This window comes from Anaerovibrio sp. RM50 (assembly GCF_000622005.1).
In the GTDB taxonomy this organism is placed as follows: Bacteria; Bacillota; Negativicutes; order Selenomonadales; family Selenomonadaceae; genus Anaerovibrio.
The window spans coordinates 94576-110206 of the sequence record NZ_JHWV01000006.1; the positions used below are offsets into that span (position 1 = coordinate 94576).

At 42.9% G+C, this 15631-nt stretch carries 31 protein-coding genes; 1 reads left to right on the forward strand and 30 read right to left on the reverse strand.

Annotated elements, in window-relative coordinates:
* Positions 1-7: 7 nt before the first annotated feature.
* Positions 8-1132 carry a twin-arginine translocation signal domain-containing protein gene (locus T525_RS14110; protein ID WP_198022619.1) on the forward strand — a complete coding sequence of 375 codons (1125 nt, stop codon included), beginning with the start codon at positions 8-10 and terminating at the stop codon, positions 1130-1132.
* Between the two features lie 103 nt (positions 1133-1235).
* On the opposite strand, the gene T525_RS0103915 is transcribed toward T525_RS14110, so the two are convergent.
* From T525_RS0103915 to T525_RS0104065, 30 genes are all read right to left on the reverse strand, one after another.
* On the reverse strand, positions 1236-1817 hold the full coding sequence (locus T525_RS0103915; protein WP_027406132.1) for a viroplasmin family protein: 582 nt from the start codon (positions 1815-1817) through the stop codon (positions 1236-1238).
* 164 nt (positions 1818-1981) lie between these two features.
* On the reverse strand, positions 1982-2584 hold the full coding sequence (locus T525_RS0103920; protein ID WP_027406133.1) for a RadC family protein: 603 nt from the start codon (positions 2582-2584) through the stop codon (positions 1982-1984).
* A 24-nt stretch (positions 2585-2608) separates the two neighbouring features.
* Positions 2609-2776: a DpnD/PcfM family protein gene (locus T525_RS15820; RefSeq protein WP_084276875.1), complete on the reverse strand. Its 168-nt coding sequence runs from the start codon at positions 2774-2776 to the stop codon at positions 2609-2611.
* The gene (locus tag T525_RS0103930) at positions 2773-2964 is read right to left on the reverse strand and encodes a DpnD/PcfM family protein (protein ID WP_027406134.1); all 192 of its coding nucleotides are present in this window, start codon (positions 2962-2964) and stop codon (positions 2773-2775) included. The genes T525_RS15820 and T525_RS0103930 overlap by 4 nt, the downstream gene beginning before the upstream one ends.
* Positions 2965-3024: 60 nt before the next feature.
* A complete protein-coding gene (locus T525_RS0103935) occupies positions 3025-3243 on the reverse strand; it encodes a YdbC family protein (RefSeq protein ID WP_027406135.1) in 219 nt (72 codons plus the stop codon).
* 18 nt (positions 3244-3261) lie between these two features.
* Positions 3262-3585 (reverse strand): hypothetical protein, encoded by a 324-nt coding sequence (locus T525_RS0103940; protein ID WP_027406136.1) that lies wholly within the window; start codon positions 3583-3585, stop codon positions 3262-3264.
* Between the two features lie 14 nt (positions 3586-3599).
* Positions 3600-3974 carry a hypothetical protein gene (locus T525_RS0103945; RefSeq protein WP_027406137.1) on the reverse strand — a complete coding sequence of 125 codons (375 nt, stop codon included), beginning with the start codon at positions 3972-3974 and terminating at the stop codon, positions 3600-3602.
* A 14-nt stretch (positions 3975-3988) separates the two neighbouring features.
* Positions 3989-4351 carry a hypothetical protein gene (locus T525_RS0103950; RefSeq protein WP_156945549.1) on the reverse strand — a complete coding sequence of 121 codons (363 nt, stop codon included), beginning with the start codon at positions 4349-4351 and terminating at the stop codon, positions 3989-3991.
* 74 nt (positions 4352-4425) lie between these two features.
* Entirely contained in the window at positions 4426-4698 is a 273-nt protein-coding gene (locus tag T525_RS0103955) for a hypothetical protein (RefSeq protein WP_027406139.1), read from the reverse strand.
* 5 nt (positions 4699-4703) lie between these two features.
* Complete coding sequence (locus tag T525_RS0103960) at positions 4704-4901, reverse strand: hypothetical protein (protein WP_027406140.1); 198 nt, start codon at positions 4899-4901, stop codon at positions 4704-4706.
* 181 nt (positions 4902-5082) lie between these two features.
* A complete protein-coding gene (locus T525_RS14115; RefSeq protein WP_037325064.1) occupies positions 5083-5352 on the reverse strand; it encodes a hypothetical protein in 270 nt (89 codons plus the stop codon).
* 39 nt (positions 5353-5391) lie between these two features.
* Positions 5392-5805 (reverse strand): hypothetical protein, encoded by a 414-nt coding sequence (locus tag T525_RS0103970; protein ID WP_156945550.1) that lies wholly within the window; start codon positions 5803-5805, stop codon positions 5392-5394.
* Positions 5798-6190, reverse strand: a complete 393-nt coding sequence (locus tag T525_RS0103975) for a hypothetical protein (protein ID WP_027406142.1) — start codon at positions 6188-6190, stop codon at positions 5798-5800. The genes T525_RS0103970 and T525_RS0103975 overlap by 8 nt, the downstream gene beginning before the upstream one ends.
* 15 nt (positions 6191-6205) lie before the next feature.
* Positions 6206-6727 carry an antirestriction protein ArdA gene (locus T525_RS0103980; RefSeq protein WP_027406143.1) on the reverse strand — a complete coding sequence of 174 codons (522 nt, stop codon included), beginning with the start codon at positions 6725-6727 and terminating at the stop codon, positions 6206-6208.
* 94 nt (positions 6728-6821) lie between these two features.
* Positions 6822-7220 (reverse strand): hypothetical protein, encoded by a 399-nt coding sequence (locus T525_RS0103985; protein ID WP_027406144.1) that lies wholly within the window; start codon positions 7218-7220, stop codon positions 6822-6824.
* 126 nt (positions 7221-7346) lie between these two features.
* Complete coding sequence (locus tag T525_RS0103995) at positions 7347-7535, reverse strand: hypothetical protein (RefSeq protein WP_027406145.1); 189 nt, start codon at positions 7533-7535, stop codon at positions 7347-7349.
* 22 nt (positions 7536-7557) lie between these two features.
* On the reverse strand, positions 7558-7767 hold the full coding sequence (locus T525_RS0104000) for a hypothetical protein (protein WP_027406146.1): 210 nt from the start codon (positions 7765-7767) through the stop codon (positions 7558-7560).
* Positions 7768-8298: 531 nt separating this feature from the next.
* Entirely contained in the window at positions 8299-9024 is a 726-nt protein-coding gene (locus T525_RS14120) for a peptidoglycan recognition family protein (RefSeq protein ID WP_072031617.1), read from the reverse strand.
* Between the two features lie 184 nt (positions 9025-9208).
* Entirely contained in the window at positions 9209-9505 is a 297-nt protein-coding gene (locus T525_RS0104010) for a hypothetical protein (protein WP_027406147.1), read from the reverse strand.
* Positions 9506-9507: 2 nt separating this feature from the next.
* Entirely contained in the window at positions 9508-9882 is a 375-nt protein-coding gene (locus tag T525_RS15480; RefSeq protein ID WP_051533386.1) for a hypothetical protein, read from the reverse strand.
* A complete protein-coding gene (locus T525_RS0104020) occupies positions 9883-10119 on the reverse strand; it encodes a hypothetical protein (RefSeq protein ID WP_027406148.1) in 237 nt (78 codons plus the stop codon).
* A gap of 32 nt (positions 10120-10151) precedes the next feature.
* Positions 10152-10298, reverse strand: a complete 147-nt coding sequence (locus T525_RS16210) for a hypothetical protein (RefSeq protein ID WP_156945552.1) — start codon at positions 10296-10298, stop codon at positions 10152-10154.
* Positions 10291-10515, reverse strand: coding sequence for a hypothetical protein (locus T525_RS0104030; protein WP_027406149.1), 225 nt, complete (start codon positions 10513-10515; stop codon positions 10291-10293). Before T525_RS0104030 ends, T525_RS16210 begins: the two co-directional genes overlap by 8 nt.
* Positions 10508-11731 carry a reverse transcriptase domain-containing protein gene (locus T525_RS0104035; protein WP_051533387.1) on the reverse strand — a complete coding sequence of 408 codons (1224 nt, stop codon included), beginning with the start codon at positions 11729-11731 and terminating at the stop codon, positions 10508-10510. Before T525_RS0104035 ends, T525_RS0104030 begins: the two co-directional genes overlap by 8 nt.
* Positions 11732-11948: 217 nt before the next feature.
* Positions 11949-12494 carry a hypothetical protein gene (locus T525_RS14130; protein ID WP_156945554.1) on the reverse strand — a complete coding sequence of 182 codons (546 nt, stop codon included), beginning with the start codon at positions 12492-12494 and terminating at the stop codon, positions 11949-11951.
* A 56-nt stretch (positions 12495-12550) separates the two neighbouring features.
* Complete coding sequence (locus tag T525_RS14135; protein WP_051533389.1) at positions 12551-13474, reverse strand: hypothetical protein; 924 nt, start codon at positions 13472-13474, stop codon at positions 12551-12553.
* Between the two features lie 17 nt (positions 13475-13491).
* A complete protein-coding gene (locus T525_RS0104050) occupies positions 13492-13908 on the reverse strand; it encodes a hypothetical protein (protein WP_027406151.1) in 417 nt (138 codons plus the stop codon).
* 16 nt (positions 13909-13924) lie between these two features.
* The gene (locus tag T525_RS0104055) at positions 13925-14194 is read right to left on the reverse strand and encodes a hypothetical protein (RefSeq protein WP_027406152.1); all 270 of its coding nucleotides are present in this window, start codon (positions 14192-14194) and stop codon (positions 13925-13927) included.
* Positions 14195-14289: 95 nt separating this feature from the next.
* Positions 14290-15219, reverse strand: a complete 930-nt coding sequence (locus tag T525_RS0104060; protein WP_027406153.1) for a hypothetical protein — start codon at positions 15217-15219, stop codon at positions 14290-14292.
* A gap of 90 nt (positions 15220-15309) precedes the next feature.
* Positions 15310-15624 (reverse strand): hypothetical protein, encoded by a 315-nt coding sequence (locus tag T525_RS0104065; protein ID WP_027406154.1) that lies wholly within the window; start codon positions 15622-15624, stop codon positions 15310-15312.
* Positions 15625-15631 lie beyond the last annotated feature (7 nt).

Here is a 15631-nt window from a genome sequence, read left to right on the forward strand (position 1 = left end):
GAAATTAATGGCGGTTCATAAAAAGGACAAGACCAATTCCATATCAAGACGTGATTTCCTTAAATTGTCAGCGGCTGCGGGTATTGCACTGACAGGCTTAGGGGGAAATGTGGCTAAAGCCGGAACGAATGAGGCAATGGCCGAAATAAGTAATTCAGTGAAGACCATCCCTTTAGCTGATGTTGACCAGATCAGAAATAAAAAAATAAAAATTGTTCCACCTAAGGAAGCTGTCCGTTATGAAATAATTGACAGCCATCTCCATTTCACGGATTTTTTACAAAAATCCGATGGTTTTCCGGCTTTATGCAGAGCCATGGATATGGCAGGGGTGAAAAAATCTGTAATATTTGGTATGCCTATAGCCATGGAGTGTGACAGCCACTTTTATTACTATTCCGCAACGGATTATTTGGTGGCTCAGCAGCTTTTGGCACAGCCCGATGAAATACGCCATCGTTTTTATCCCTTCTGCTGCGGATTTAACTGCAACGATAAATATGCTGCCGACCATTTGGAGCGACTACTTCACATCTATCCGGATTTCTGGAGGGGCATCGGGGAAATTATGAGCCGCCATGATGATTTAACGGCCCATACATACGGTGAGGTGCCTCACATGGATGGGGGCGGCTTTTTGGGGATTTACGATGTTGCGGCCCAAAAGGGGCTGCCGGTGCTGGTTCATCACAATATTACCGCCCAAAATACCGAAAGGATTCTTTACCTTCATGAACTTAAAAATGCACTGGCATACAACCGCCAATGCAATATTATCTGGGCCCATATTGGTATTTCCCGCCAGGTGGAGGTAAAGGAGCTTCCCCAGATTGCCCATGAGCTTCTAAGGGACAATAAAAATCTATGGATGGATATTTCATGGCTGGTTTACGATCATTATTTCCTTGATAAATTCCCTGATAATTATTATGACGGAAATACCATGGAGGACTGGGTGGAGCTTATTGAACGCCATCCGGACCGTTTTCTTTTGGGCACGGACAAGGTGGGACACTGGCAGACCTATCCAGCCGAGGTGATGAAGTATTACCCGTTGCTGGACAAGCTGAAGCCCTCCACCGTTGCTGCCATCTGCCACAATAATTTACTTTCATTGATAAAAAAATACTGAGTTGTATATTTCCACAATAAAAAGGGTGCCATTTGATGATTTTCATCAGTTGACACCCAATTTTCATATTAATTTATAAAATTATCTCAAACAAACCAGTCCATCAGATTTCAAGGGCGGCCTTGGCCAGCTTATCTGCCAGTTCATTGCCCGCAACCCCCGTATGTCCCGCCACCTTTACAAAGGTAACAAGATTGCGTCTTTCCTTCATAAAGGCCGCGTACTGGGTGGTAAGTGGTGTATTGGTCTTCCAATGGCCCAGGGCCCACTCGGAAATCCCCACATAATCATGGCAAATGGTGATGTGCTCCAATCCCTGAGCTTCGGCCCAGAGCACTGCCTCCATGGCCCCTGCTACTTCCCCGGCCACATTGTGGAGCTTGGCAGACTCCTCAGAGGTGCCCTTACCGTTGGCCTTATAGATGAGGCCACCATTTTCATAAATGGCCATGCCCCAGCTGTATTCCCCGTTAAAATAGGAGCCGTCCACATAGGCCACTACCCCTTCAATGGGAGCAGCCAATACTTCCTCATCATTAATGTAGGCATCGGCTTCAGCCCTTGTAACAAAGCCCTTGAACTTGGCACCTTTAAAGCCCACAGTCTGCTTCTGGCATTCAGCCCATGTGGTATAGATTCCCGGCTGACGCCCCTGCTTCACAGCATAAAACTTCTTTTGAGCCATTATCTGTTCACCAAATCCTTTTTTGCACTTTTTCATGCACATACTAAATTTTTAAATCTTCTCTAAACCGCATGTTTCCTGCACTTTTCAACATAGTTGATTATATCACGTTTTCACAAAAACATTTTTGATGCAGACAAAATGCAGACAAATCTCTGGCATGATTACAAGTCACCATCTCCATGCTCTTTCATGCTGTAGTAGGTGCCATAATCTGAAAGCACAATATGGTCCAGTATGACAATGTCCATTATCTTGCCAGCCTGTACGAGTTGGCGTGTTATCGTGATGTCATTACCGCTTGGAGACACATCGCCGCTTGGGTGATTGTGGGCTAATATGATGGCGGCACTACTATGCCTGATTGCTTCCTTGAAAACTTCACGAGGATGCACAACAGAAGCTGTCATGCTTCCACAGCTTATCTCTTTTACTGCAAGGACATGATGCTTTATATCCAGACAGGCAATAACAAAATGCTCTTTCATCATGTCATAACGGTTCGCTTTCATGTGCTTATATATTACATCAAAAGAGTCGTCTGGGCAACGGACTGTAGGTCTGTCAATCTTGTTCTTCTTCTCAAACATACGCCTTGCCAGCTCATTCATGGCAATAACCTTCTTGGCTGTTGCTGGTCCTACATTCTCCACTATCTGGGGATTCTCCATTATATCTTCTATGCTGTAGCACGAAACAGCTTCCTCATTCACGCCTAAAACTGTTGCAATCAATGAAGCGTTATTCTGGTATTCAACCTTATCCATACTGCTGTCATCCTCTCTCATTCTTCATTTAACAACATCGAATTCAACGCCAACAAAGTCATCAGAACCAAGTATGATATGCTCATGCTTGTACATCTCATCTATGATGTTCTTGGCTTCATCTTCTGAACTGGCGACAACATTTATTGTCCTGCTCAGCACCTCAGTTATCTTGACTTTGAACTCACTCATTGCTTATCACCATCCTGTACGGCTCCCCAAACTTCAACTGTCTGGTTTACAAAATCATTGTCATCAAGTACGATTTCTTCTCTTTCGCACATCAACTCAACATTACAATGTGCATCATAACCGCTATCAGCTTCAACAAATACAAATCTCCTGATTGTCTTTTTCACTTCCACCTTATACAAAGCCATTTCAATCACACACCTTTTCAAATTAAGAAGTCGGCTGACATATAGCCAGCCGACTGCCAATTACTTATTCAGAAAATCCTTCAATGCTTCCAGCTCATCATCAGTCAGGGCGATACCTTTGCCCATCTTGCTATGGTCTTCGTTCCAAGGGCGAATATCCCACTTCGCTGGTCTACCTCCAAACGATACCTTGTTAATCTCTGTGGTCCAGCCTTTTGCCGAAGTATCACCCAGCTTTGCGCCAAACTCAACAATCTCAAATTCAAATTCCTTAGTCATTTCAAAAAACCTCCTTTATCAGCAGAACACTACTTTGCCAAACAGGCAAGTCTGCAATACTTCATCTGAATAATCTTCCCAGTATTCCCAGTCGTGTTCCTTCTCCAGCTTCTTAACGCCTTCCTTGAACTTTTCCAGTGTAAGCACATACGGCTCACCATCTTCAATATCAAAGTAGGTGACTTTGCCACCGTTCATGATGCAGTTTACCAATCTATCCTCGAAAAACTCAAACTTGTCTTTCGTCAGCTTGTCCTTTTCATAGTCAACTTCTCCAGCCCAGTAGGAACAGGCGTAAGTTGCGTTCGCCAATACATCTGACAGCTTCTCCTCAATAGTCATATCAAATACCTCCTTTAATATTCGCCCCACTGTTCAGGTGGCAACAACTCCTGACCAAACAGGTTGTACCACTGACCACATTTATCGCACTGGCATGCACCCATATACTCATTTTCAAAGTAAACTGTGTTGCCACAGTGACAAGTGCCATAGGAGCTAGGCTTGAAATAACGGACTCTGGTACGCATCTTGTTGTAACTGCCAAACTTCTGCGGATTATCCATACACATGTGGTAATTCTTGATAGCACCTTCGGTCATATCATCAAAATCAGGCTTGCCGTTCTCATCACACGGAAAACTGTAGCCACCCTGACCGTCCTCATAATAGAACTCAACAACATGTTCCACAATCTTTTCTTCTTCTGGTCTGACTATATTCTTCAACATAACAGCCACCTCCATCAATATTCATCGTCTTCTTCGTCCCAGTCATCATCTTCTTCATCATCACTGTAGAAAAATCCTTGGTCTGGACATTCATCTGAAGCACCAAGCCTGTTGTACTTTCGCTTCATCTGTTCCTTGTCTGCAATAACTTCCTTATCAAGATGCTTCAGCTCGGCAAACTTCAGCGGATATTTCAGATCTTCTTCTCTGAGGTATATGCCAACCAGTCTGTCCTTCTCAACATCCCCAGTGCATTTCTCTGGACAATTCCACTGTGCAAGCAATGCGTATGCGTCCTGCCCAGCGAATACTCCGTAGCCATCGTAATTCGGCTCATAATATGTGGTGCCATCAGGAGCTATCAGATATACTGGCAATGCTCCACGTACTGAATAGACGTTGCTTATGCTTTCGTGCGTGTCTGATGTAATCCAGCTAAAAAAGCCCATAATCAAGCACTCCTTCCAATGTTGTAAAATCTTATAACAGCTTCCTTGTTCAAGTGATACATGATGTCTTCTACTCTCATATCAGTATCGCTATGCTCAAGAATATCAAATGCTACATAGTAGATAGATTCTGGCGTTGCGTACATGGTCTCTCTTACCTCATCGAGCAATGCTGAGTAGTCCTCGTTGCTTCCGCAGGTGTAGAGGCTATGGTTAATGCACATATTCCTAACCCCATACCAGTCCCAGTGTACTTCTTCAACTATTCTGGTCATATCGCTTACCTCCATTCATCTAACCGTTTCTCATCGGTGATGTTGTAGCTGGTTCTGACCATGTTTAAAACATGGTCTAAATCGGTCAGCTTAACATAATCTTCATAAACCTGTTTCCCATTGCTGTCATAAACGCTTACGACTTCCTTACAAGCGTTTCTGTCATACCAGCGTTCAAGGAAGAACTTGCCTCTTGCTGCCATCGGCTCTCACCTCCGCTTCTTCTAATGGGTAGATTTATCTTATCTTTATCTTAGCAAACTGCCCCTATAATGTAAAGCGTTTTACAATAAATATTTACGAAAAATGTAAATATTTTTACATAGCAATCAAAGCTATTTCTTTGCAAAAAAATAACTCCCAGACTAAATCTGGGAGCAGCCTTCACATGTTCTGTTTTTCCTTGAGCTTTCTCAGCTTCTCTATTATCTTCTTGTTGCCAACACCAAGGTATTCAAGCACGTCCAGTGCCATTCTGCAAGCATCAACATCTGTACGAACCATACCCATGAACCGTCTAATCTCAGTCCATTCATCGTCATACGCCCTTATCATGTGAATGCCTCTTGCCTTGCTCTCATAGCCTTCATCGAGTCTTGGTCTTCCTGATCCAGCAACAAATTCCTTTTTCTTTGCTTCCTGCTTAACGTCCATTTCATCACCGCCTTATTTGCTATACATTTTAGCAGAAAACTATCGCAATAACAAATCATCGTTCCATTTGACTTTTATCTCGACATTAAACGGCATATCAAATTCTGGATGATACACGTCATCGTCATCCATGCAACGGCAATCATATTCGGTGGTGTGGTCCTCACCAATTCTCAGAAAAGCAAACAAGCCTTTTCTCATGGTACTGTTAATGAGTTTAACTTCTTCGTAGCTACAGTACCATCTGACGTCATCCCAGTACATGATCTTGACCTTATCATCTTCTACGGTGAAAACTTTTGCAGTATCAAGAAACCTTACATATCTGCAATGCTTTTCATTTTCCTCGGCATATATCTTTTTGCTTGCTTCGTTCATTATCTCGTCATACGTGCTGGACGGAACTGCTATATATACGCTGCTGTAATATCCCATAATACTCACCTCACACAAACAACTTTTTCGCACAAGCTATGCTGGCTTTAATCGAGTTTTCGTCAGTATACGTCCAAAGCTTATCAATATCTTCATCGGTCAAGCCAATGGTCCTGCCTTCTTCATCATGTTTGGCAATCATCCAGCTACCGCAAATCGGAATGCAGCGACCTTTCTTCAACTCTCCAAGGACAAAGGTGCAAGCCAACGGCTCTCCTTTAAGTAAAAACTCCTCGTCAAACCAAATGTCGTACTCAACACCGTCAATGTCAAAACTCTGCACATCTACAAGTTCGCAATGAAGCACTCTGTACATTTCATGCAAGGAATCTTCTTCGTCAATCTCGACTACTTCTCTGCAATAATGGTTCTTGTGGTCCAGTACAAATACTTTAATTTTCATAATACACGCCTCCTATCATCGAGCAGCAATATATCCAACCTTTGAATGGTAGCCGCCATCGTTTAAACGTCTGTCCTGACCGTATTTGTCATAATCAATATATGTGGCAAGCTCTTCTGGAATATCGGTCATGCCTTGCTGATATAACCACTCACCATAGCTTTTGTCATCTGACACTTCAGGAATAAACGTATAATCATGGTTGGCAAAAATGCTAACTGCGTGATTGAGATTAAAAAAGCCTTGATACTCTACCAATGCAGCGAAAGCGTCATATTTGAAACTTCCCTCATCCTCAAGCTCCAGCTCAGCAAGGTCGTATCTCAGGTCTTCAATAACATCTGAAGGCTCCTCCTTTTTGTAATACTGTTTAAACGCATCTGCAAAATCGCCACGAAAATCAACAGCCACCAAATCAACATTCGCATCGTCATCTGGGTTCAGCTTTTCTTCTGCCTCGCATTCATCAAAGTTGAACACGTCAAACCACGCATACTTCTTGTTTACCTTGTTGGTAATCATTACTTCCAGCTTCATGTTCATCATCCTTTCGTTGTAAAATCATTCTTCTTAGAAGGTCATGCCTTCTACAAAGCCAACCAGCTATAAGCTGACTGGCTCATAGAAACCATCACGCAATCTCTGCTTGCAAAAACTCACAAATCACATCAATCCGTTCCTGTGTCCAATCAGTCTTTTTGTGCCAACGCTTATTCAGAAGCTGGTCAACCATTACAAGGTTTTCGCAATAGTCATTGAGTATAATCAGCTCAAGCTTTTCAGCATCAAGAGGATTGAAGTCAATCTCGCCACAGCATTTAAGCTCACTGTCAACAAAAATCTGGAGGTCAATCCAATATTCCATCACCCATTTTCTTGCTTTTTCGGTATCGCATGAGTAACTGCCATTTGCCAAATCTTCACCGAGTATTGCATGGTAAAACTCTCTACCAGTCATTTCGGTACCCTCAAGACCACGAATCTTGTCTATCAGAATCTCAACAGCCCATTCTTTTAAATCCTTGCTCATATCTCTCATCCTTCCTTTACAATCACTGCATTATCGCCAGTGTACATATCATTTGGAACCTTACCGTTGTGCCATACATTGGTGCTCACAATTCTTTCGTGAGTATCATTCATTTCAAAAATAAATTTATGACCACCAAAACCTCTGAATGAGCTTTTTGCTGTCTTCGTCTCCTATCTGGTAACATTCCTGATTTACGATAATTCCAGTTTTCAGTGCCGTTCTCCAAAAATCTACAGCGAAGCATTTGCTGGAACAGAAATGCTGGCAGGTCGGGTACTTGACCTTCTTTCCGCAAATTATGCACCGTGTCATAATCTCATCCTCCTTCTTCAGCTTACAGGACTTCCTTTAGGCAGCCATTCAGCTTCTTGTTGTTCTTGTCTATCAGAGCATTGATTTTTTCAGTCAGCTCATCAACGATGTCGTTCCGACCTTCCGTCAGGTAGTACAGTCTCTCGTCAATCAAATCATGCAGTGTCCTTATGTCGTTCTTGACTTCCTTGGTACGTAATGCTTTCTTTACATCGTCCAACTGCTTGCCCATGTCTGACAGCTCCTTTCGTACAAATCGTATAGTGTTTTAGGTGTAATTCTTATCTTAACTTTAGCAAATTAAACCTATATTGTAAAGCGTTTTGCGTTTATTTTATTGGGTATTTTGTAAATGCTTTTACGTGTTTTTGTCTTTATATAGTAGATATGAAACTTGGCTTATAAAATCTCCTGAAATATTAGGGCAGAAAAATAGGCGAACAAATGTTAGAAAATGCGTAAAATCCTCTGTATTCGTTGATAATTTTGTGGCAAAAATTTTACTCAATATGCTGAAACCATTGTGATTATTGTCTTAGCGGTCTTTCTCTAAATGCCTCTAAAAATAAAAGGTATAAATATATTCAGGTGCTTTTGAAAATCGCTTAAAATCGCTTGTAGTGCGCCTCATTTTGTCCACTTATGATGGACATTTCACAAAAAACAGATAATAAAAAAGCCGTGCTGCAATGGGGTGAAAACAGCACGGCTAAATCAGGGGTTATTACAACAGCCAAAAATAGCTGTGGCAACCAATATAAAATTACTTGTACAGACCAGCACGGTCATTGATTACAAACAACCTGATCATGTCACGAGACAAATCAAGGTCGGCAGGAAGCCCGTCCTCATCCTTCAGACCGTTACCGCACAGGTAGCCTTTTTCAATCATCTTTCTGATTGTAGGCTGGGACCATTCAGGACAGGATGCCAGCGTATTGAATCGTTCAGTGCTTCTTGCTCCCTGTGGTTCACATGCTGGCTCAATGCTGTCAACGCTGTCACAATTACGATAATAATTTGCTTTACCAGTAATAGTGCCATCGTCAATCAGAGCCTGAAGGTTCGCCCCTGGGCAGGACGTTGCCATAAGCTCACCGTGTCCAACTACATGGTCACGGTCAATAGGTATGTCATACCGTACAGCAATATCTGCAATAAGCTCACAGCAGTTTTCAATCTGCTTCTCAGTAGGATAGGAACCATCAAACTCGCCACTGAGATGGATGCCGATGGAATGACTATTCTCACCGTAGGCATGGCTGCCAATAGCCCACTCTGGACGACCACGCTCAATGGTGCCATCCTTGCGGATAACATAATGATAACCTATACCAGCCCAGTTATTATTTTTGTGCCAGCCGTGTATCTGCTCAGCACTGGCATCAATATCACTGCCTCCAGTGTGATGGAGAACAATCAAATCTGTAACGCTCCGCTCTGACAGGCTTGAAAAATCAAAGTCTTTTTCAACAATCTTTAAGCTCATCTATATTCTCCTTTCGTTCATGGTGAATCGAAAAAGGCGACTGCTCATAGAGCCGACTTTCGATAATACCCAATAAATCACTGCAAAATCCATTGGCTCTGGCTTCAGCTACAAAATTGAATGTCGCATTAGCCAAAGCTGTCCATTTCCGAGGGTCGCTGTTGTTGTTCATGATTTCACCATTCTACAGCTTGTTGATGCCTTGTTTGATAGCTTTATCGACTGCACTGGTAACAACATTGGTTGCTGTCTCCTTAGCAATCTCTTTTACCTTTTCTGGAAAATTTTCAATGGTTGCAGCGGATTCTTTTGGTTCATAGTGACTGGCAAGTGCCTTGCCGCCAATGGCTCCTCCGATGGCTCCGACAATGGTGCCAGTAACTTCTGGGCTGTACCCAGTCATAATACATGCGATGAGGGCAACGCCCAAGGATATACCGCATATAATATCAAGTGTAAGCAAACCTTTAAGATTCTTCATTTTTAATAGTCCTCCTTAATGGGCAGTGCAGTTATCTTTTGGAAAACAGCCGTGATTGTTCCGTTTCCACCAAGGGCGTGATAAGCGTCATACAGCTTTGCCATTGTCTCCAAATCCTGAGTGGTTATACCACCCTGTTGTCTGTAATACCTGTAGCCCTGTAAAATTCTGTCCCTTGTCAGTGCCAAAAGAGATGCCCTGAAGGCTTCACTTTCAATTTTATGCTGGGTAATTCTCGCTAATTCTTCGACATGGCGTTGCTGTGCTTCGGCTTCTTTGTTTTCTTCATGCTTTTTCAGCTTGTACATCAGCCAGCTTATTACCGCTGTAGCAATAGTGCTGACTATTGACAGCCCAGCTCCAAACATGTTGTCCATCTACCACACCCCCAGTATGGAGGGAAGATAGAGAATAACACATCCAATCGCACCACCTTGGGCAGTTGCAAGAAAATCTTCAAGCTCACTAACTCCATGCCCAAAATAGTCCCAGATTTCTTTTGCAAGTCCTGCAACTAAGGAAATTAAAAAACCTCCAAATGGGTCATTGAGAAGGCAGCCAAATAACAGGGCGATAATAAATCCTGCTATCATGTGTTTCATTTTGTCGTTCATGTGCATTCTCCTACATCTACGCAACAAAACGGCTATGCTCCGTTTTCATTATCATAGGCATTTAACAGCTCAAGTTCATTTTCCAATTTTTCTGTTTGCTTTAACAGTCGAATGATAATATCAACAAGCACATCAACCGTTTTGTTGCTAAGTTCTTTGCGTAAATCAAGCTCATTCATTATCGAGTTCATCAAGCTGTCTCTGGAGTTCATTGATGCGGTCACGGATTGCCTGACGTGCAGCCATAAGCTCATCAATATCATAAGGCAGCGGCTTGCTCTGAAGGCTTGCCTCGTAGCACTTGATAATCTTCCAGTCACCAATATCACTGGCATTGGAAGCGAGGTCTGCTTCAAGGTTTAAAATCTCCTGCTGGATTCTTGCTTTCTCATCCATTTTTATAATCCTCCTTAAAAATCTTTTTAAAATACTTATCCAACTTAAACAGTTTAGTTTTACTGTCATATTTCTTGTATGTTCCACGCCATGACTTATAGCATTGCTTTACCTTCGCCAAAGTTATCCTGCCATCCATCAGTAGCTTATAGAAGGATATGAGCTTTCTCCGTTCTCTGGCGAAGGTTTTGCTGTGTACCTTTCTGATCAGTCCACCTGTAGGCTTAACCTTGTAATTGATTTTCAGCCACGGCAGCCAAGATGTAATTCTGTAAATATGGGTCTTTTCCATATTCACAAAAATACCAATATCCTGAAACTTGGTTTTAAGCTCGGACAGCAATGCTTTCAGTTCAGCCTTACTTCGCATGATGATGTAGGTATCGTCCATGTACCTTCCGTAGTACCGTATACCCTTTACAGTCTTGCAGTACGTATCAATGCTGTTTGGATAATAAACGCCTGTTATCTGGGAGGACTGGTTGCCTATCCCTACAGACTTCTTCAAAAATCTTTCTCCAGTCTTTAGGTTGCTTGGGATTTTGGAATACTCCAGCGCATTGAATATACTGCTCATGCTGTTCTGGTATTCTTCCTCGGTCATGTATGAAACATCAATCTCAAATTCGTTGAACGTTATCTTTAAAAACTCAAATTCATCTGCTGACAGATGCTGCCCGAATTGCTTCAACGCTACATCGTGCCTGATGTTGTCATAATACTTCTTAAAATCCATAAACAGTATATAGGCATTTTCGCCATACTCTCTGTACGCATTTCTCAGATGTATTTCAAACCGCTTCCTTGCAAAGCTAAGTCCTTTACCCTTGAGGCTTGCACCGTTATCGTAAATCAGATACGGTCTAATCTTGGGTATAAGGACATTGTCATTCAGGGACCGCTGGACAACTCTATCAAAAATATGCTGAGCCTTTATCTGTCTTATATGTCCTCTCTCACAAAGCGTAAACTCATACATCGGTTTAGGCTTGTATGTGCCTTCGACTATCTGTCTCTTGGTTTCAAGGATATTAAGCAGCAGGTTGGATTCATATTTCTGTACAGTTGCTTTCCATTCTGTTCCCTGTTTGGCAACCATGAAAGCGTTAAACAGGCTGTCAGCACTGTAAACTTGTTCCAAAGGCATAAACAGGTACAGGGGCATATTGCAGCCCCTGTTCTCCTTTCTGACAGGGTGAATAGCACCATCAGCCATAGCTGGGTGCATCCCTGCCCTTGAAGTTCCTCCAATAATAGGAGCAGGTCTGTTTCCCCTTATCTAATCAAGCCACAGCGGTAAACAATGACCTAAGTGTGACTCTTGATAATCGGACGAACGCCATTAGCGTTACTAGCGTTGTTGTTGTTCGCATTACCATTGTTGTTCGCATTGCAGAAGTTGGTAGACGAGTTGACCGCCAACGGAAACCGACCTATTTTTGTGTTGATTTCTTCCGCTGCTGATTTGTTCTGCGTTGCCAGTTTTTCAACGCCTTCATCTCAGCATCAATAAGCTCAACATACGGCATAATCTTTTCCTTGTTCATCGGCAATATATAGGTAATATTCTGTAGTGCCTGTAAAAGCTGATAACAGTTCGATTGTGCCAATTTCTGGTATTTTCTTCGGAGATTATGCCAATACTCATAGTCAGGTTCGCACGGATAAATTGTATTGGCTGTCGTGATGTTCTCGCATAGGTTCTGTAGCAAATTCAGTATCACGTTTCTGTAATGTTCAATCAACCACAACGGATAACTGGCTTCAACATCAATATGGTACTGCTTGCATATCTCCTCAAATGCTTTTCTGTCCTCCTCCTTCATCTTGGCAGCGTGAGTAAAGGTTTTCAAATCCCTTGATATACTCTTTACGCCAAAATCTCGGATGAGCAACAGCGTAACATCACGGTTCAGCTTATACGCTAGATGGAGATATTCCATCGGAGATTTGCTTCTTTTTCCTTCTGGTACTGACATAAAAATCCTTTCTATTGGAGCGTGCCGACACAAGGTCGGCACGGTTACCAGCCTAATCAGCCTACGCAGATAAGCGGACGAACGCCAAGAGCGTCACTAGCGTCGTCGGGGTACGCACCACCAAAGTTGTCCGCATAGCAGAAGCCGGTAGACGAGGCGACCGCCCTGAGCCAGTAGTATTCACGTGCATGAGAATGACCCTTGAAATTGAACAAAGGCAGTTTCTCACAGCCGATACCAACATCGTAGAAGCTGGAGCTTAATGCAGTACAGCCGTAAATCTCAACTTCGTTTGGCAGTACAGCCTTAACATCAGACCATGCCCAGTTATTGGATGCACCAGTCTGACCAGCACCAGCCATAGAAGCAAGGCTTGTACTCATTGAAGTAGTCAGTAACTCTCTACGAGTCAGCAGATGATTACCAAGAACTGTTGCCAGCTTGGTGTTTATCGTAGGAATATGAGTCGTGTGCATCTTACTTCCAGCATAACCATTTGCCGTAGTGTTGCTGTCGTTCATACCTGCTGTAAACAGGTTAGTCTTAGGTATCAGTACAAGGTGGTGAGTAGCGAAGTCAGTATCGCCCTTATGCAGATAATGGTCAAAACCTGCAATCTCCCACTCCTTGTTGTACGTACCGTCCTGAATGGTGAAGTAGTCACCAAGGTACAGGTCAGTAAACTTACCAGACGAAACCTCGTGTGCAGTAAGGAATGCTTCAAATGCTGCAACAGACGTGAAGGTTCCAAGGTTCTTGCCACGATAAATGCCGTTGTGAGATAAACCGACTGTAGACAATATATTGCCAACTTCCTTGGCAGCCGCACCCTCAGCAGAGTTTGCTGGCGTATATTTGTCTGTTCCATCGGCATTCTTGACATCACCGTACAGATTGGTTGCAAAAACATTAAGCAGTGGTTTTGCTGATGTGCCGATACTATCAAAGTTGTCATTAGTTACCATAGCTTTTTTGGACATATTATTTCAGCTCCTCGTTAAGTCATATTTGTATCAAAATTAGGCGATATGTTACCATCCTCGTCCTTAATCCACCACTTGGATTCAAGGTTTGGAGATATGTTCCCGTCCTCCTCTTTAATCCATGCACAGTTGTCATCAAATATCATGACATTTGGATTAGGAGAAAAATCGCCATTTTCATCGTAAGACCAGCCAGCATTGATCTGGCTAACAAAATCCTGAATCTGTTGGTTTAATTCTCTGAAATTCGAGAATATCTGCCTGAATACCATGTTGAATACTTCAAAACTTGCTGGGTCGTTTGCTATCAGTTGCGGAAAACTGGTTGCAAACGGAAAATCTGTTGGAATGCTGTCAGATGGTCGAACCTGACCATTGACTACATCTGGTAAGACTTTTTTGATTTCTTCTATTCTTTCATCTTCTGTCATTGCTTACTCACCGCCTTTATACGTTTGGACTAATATCACCGTTACTGTCGGTAATCCAAGGAGCAGTAAACTCATCGTACCAAGGCAACTTCTTCCAGCCGTTGGTTGTGTACACATACAGTCTTTCATCAGAAACCTGAAAAGCAATCCTACCAACATAGTTATATTCAGTCGGCAGCGTAGGATAGACAATTCTTGCTAAATATGTACTAGCGTTTTGAGCATCCTGCTTCGTTTTGAATCTCTCCAAAAGGTCTGCCGTAATAATTTTTTTATTTTGTGCCATTCATCATCTGCCTCCTGAAATACAATATAATATGGCTCCCACAACTCAATGCAGGAGCCACATACTATACTGTTTATTGATTAGCAGATGCCATATTACTCAGAAGCAAACATAGCATCAATGTCAGACTCGCTTGCCCAGCCATCCATATAGATGTCAGTGCCAGTGCCGTTGATAGTAACAGTAGCGAGCTTAACACCGCTGTTCTTCTCAGCAGTTACGGCAACGGTAGGAGCATAGATGGCAGTATTAGTACCATCAATGCCAATGTCAGCAACCTTAGTACCAGCAGTGAAGCTTACAGCGGTAACTGTGGTCTTGTTAGCCTCATCAGACATAGCTGCCAGACGAGTAATCTCGCTGGTGGAAATCAGGGACTTGCCAGTTTCCTTGTCAACCTTGCCAGACAGGTCAATGTCAACAGCCTTGTTGGTAACAGTAAGAGCTGTACCGTCAACCTTTACGGTGTCGATAACATTTACTTCTGCACCAGTAGCAACGCCAGCAAGCTTGGTCTTCTCAGCATCAGTGTAATCGTTGGTGGACAGGCCCTTGCCATTCTCCTTCTCAACATAACCGCTGAGGTCAACAACACCAGCAAGGTTATCCCAGCCAGTACCGTTCCAAGCAAGGTTATCGCCAGCATTTACGCCATGAGTGGAGTCAGCAGCCTCTACGTTGTAAACATCACCAGTCACCTGACCAGTAGAAGGCAGTGCAGCGTAGCTGGCTACGGAACCCTTGTAGCGATAAACGGTAGACAGGTCAGAAGTCTTTGCGTATGCGGAGAGGTCAATAGATACCGCTTTATTGGAGACAGTAACGATGTCCTCATTTGCAACGGAAACAGACTCAATTACGTTTACCTGTGCGCCAGTAGCGATACCAGCCAGCTTGGTGCCTTCATCGTTTGTCATCAAACGCTTGCCAGACTCCTGTGCAACGTAAGTTTCTGCGTTAAACGCATCCTGCTTACCCTTAAAATACTGTAACAGTTCGACACTTACATGCTTAGTGTTAGACATTTTCAATTCCTCCATTTTGTAAAAATTTTTATTTATTCTTCATCACACCTCGCACCGCTGCAGTCGATTCAAAGCATGATAAATTCAAAGTTATTCAAACAGTGCGTCAATATCATCCTGTGAAGCTGTATTGTTTTCGTCAGCTTCCTCAACACACTCACCAATCTGCTCAGCGTTGGCAGTGTAGGTGGACTCCTGAAACGGAACAACCCTAACAGAAACAGGCTTGCCACAGCTACGTATATTGAGCTGGACATCATCAAACTTGAACCTGCTCTTTGGCGGTATAACAACGCCAAAATCGTTGTTATGCGAAAGCTCAATAGGAACCAGCGTGTCATTCTCAACTGTCCCAGACAGGTATGGCAACGGCTTCCAATCGTTTGTTATAGACAACTTAGACATTTTTCAC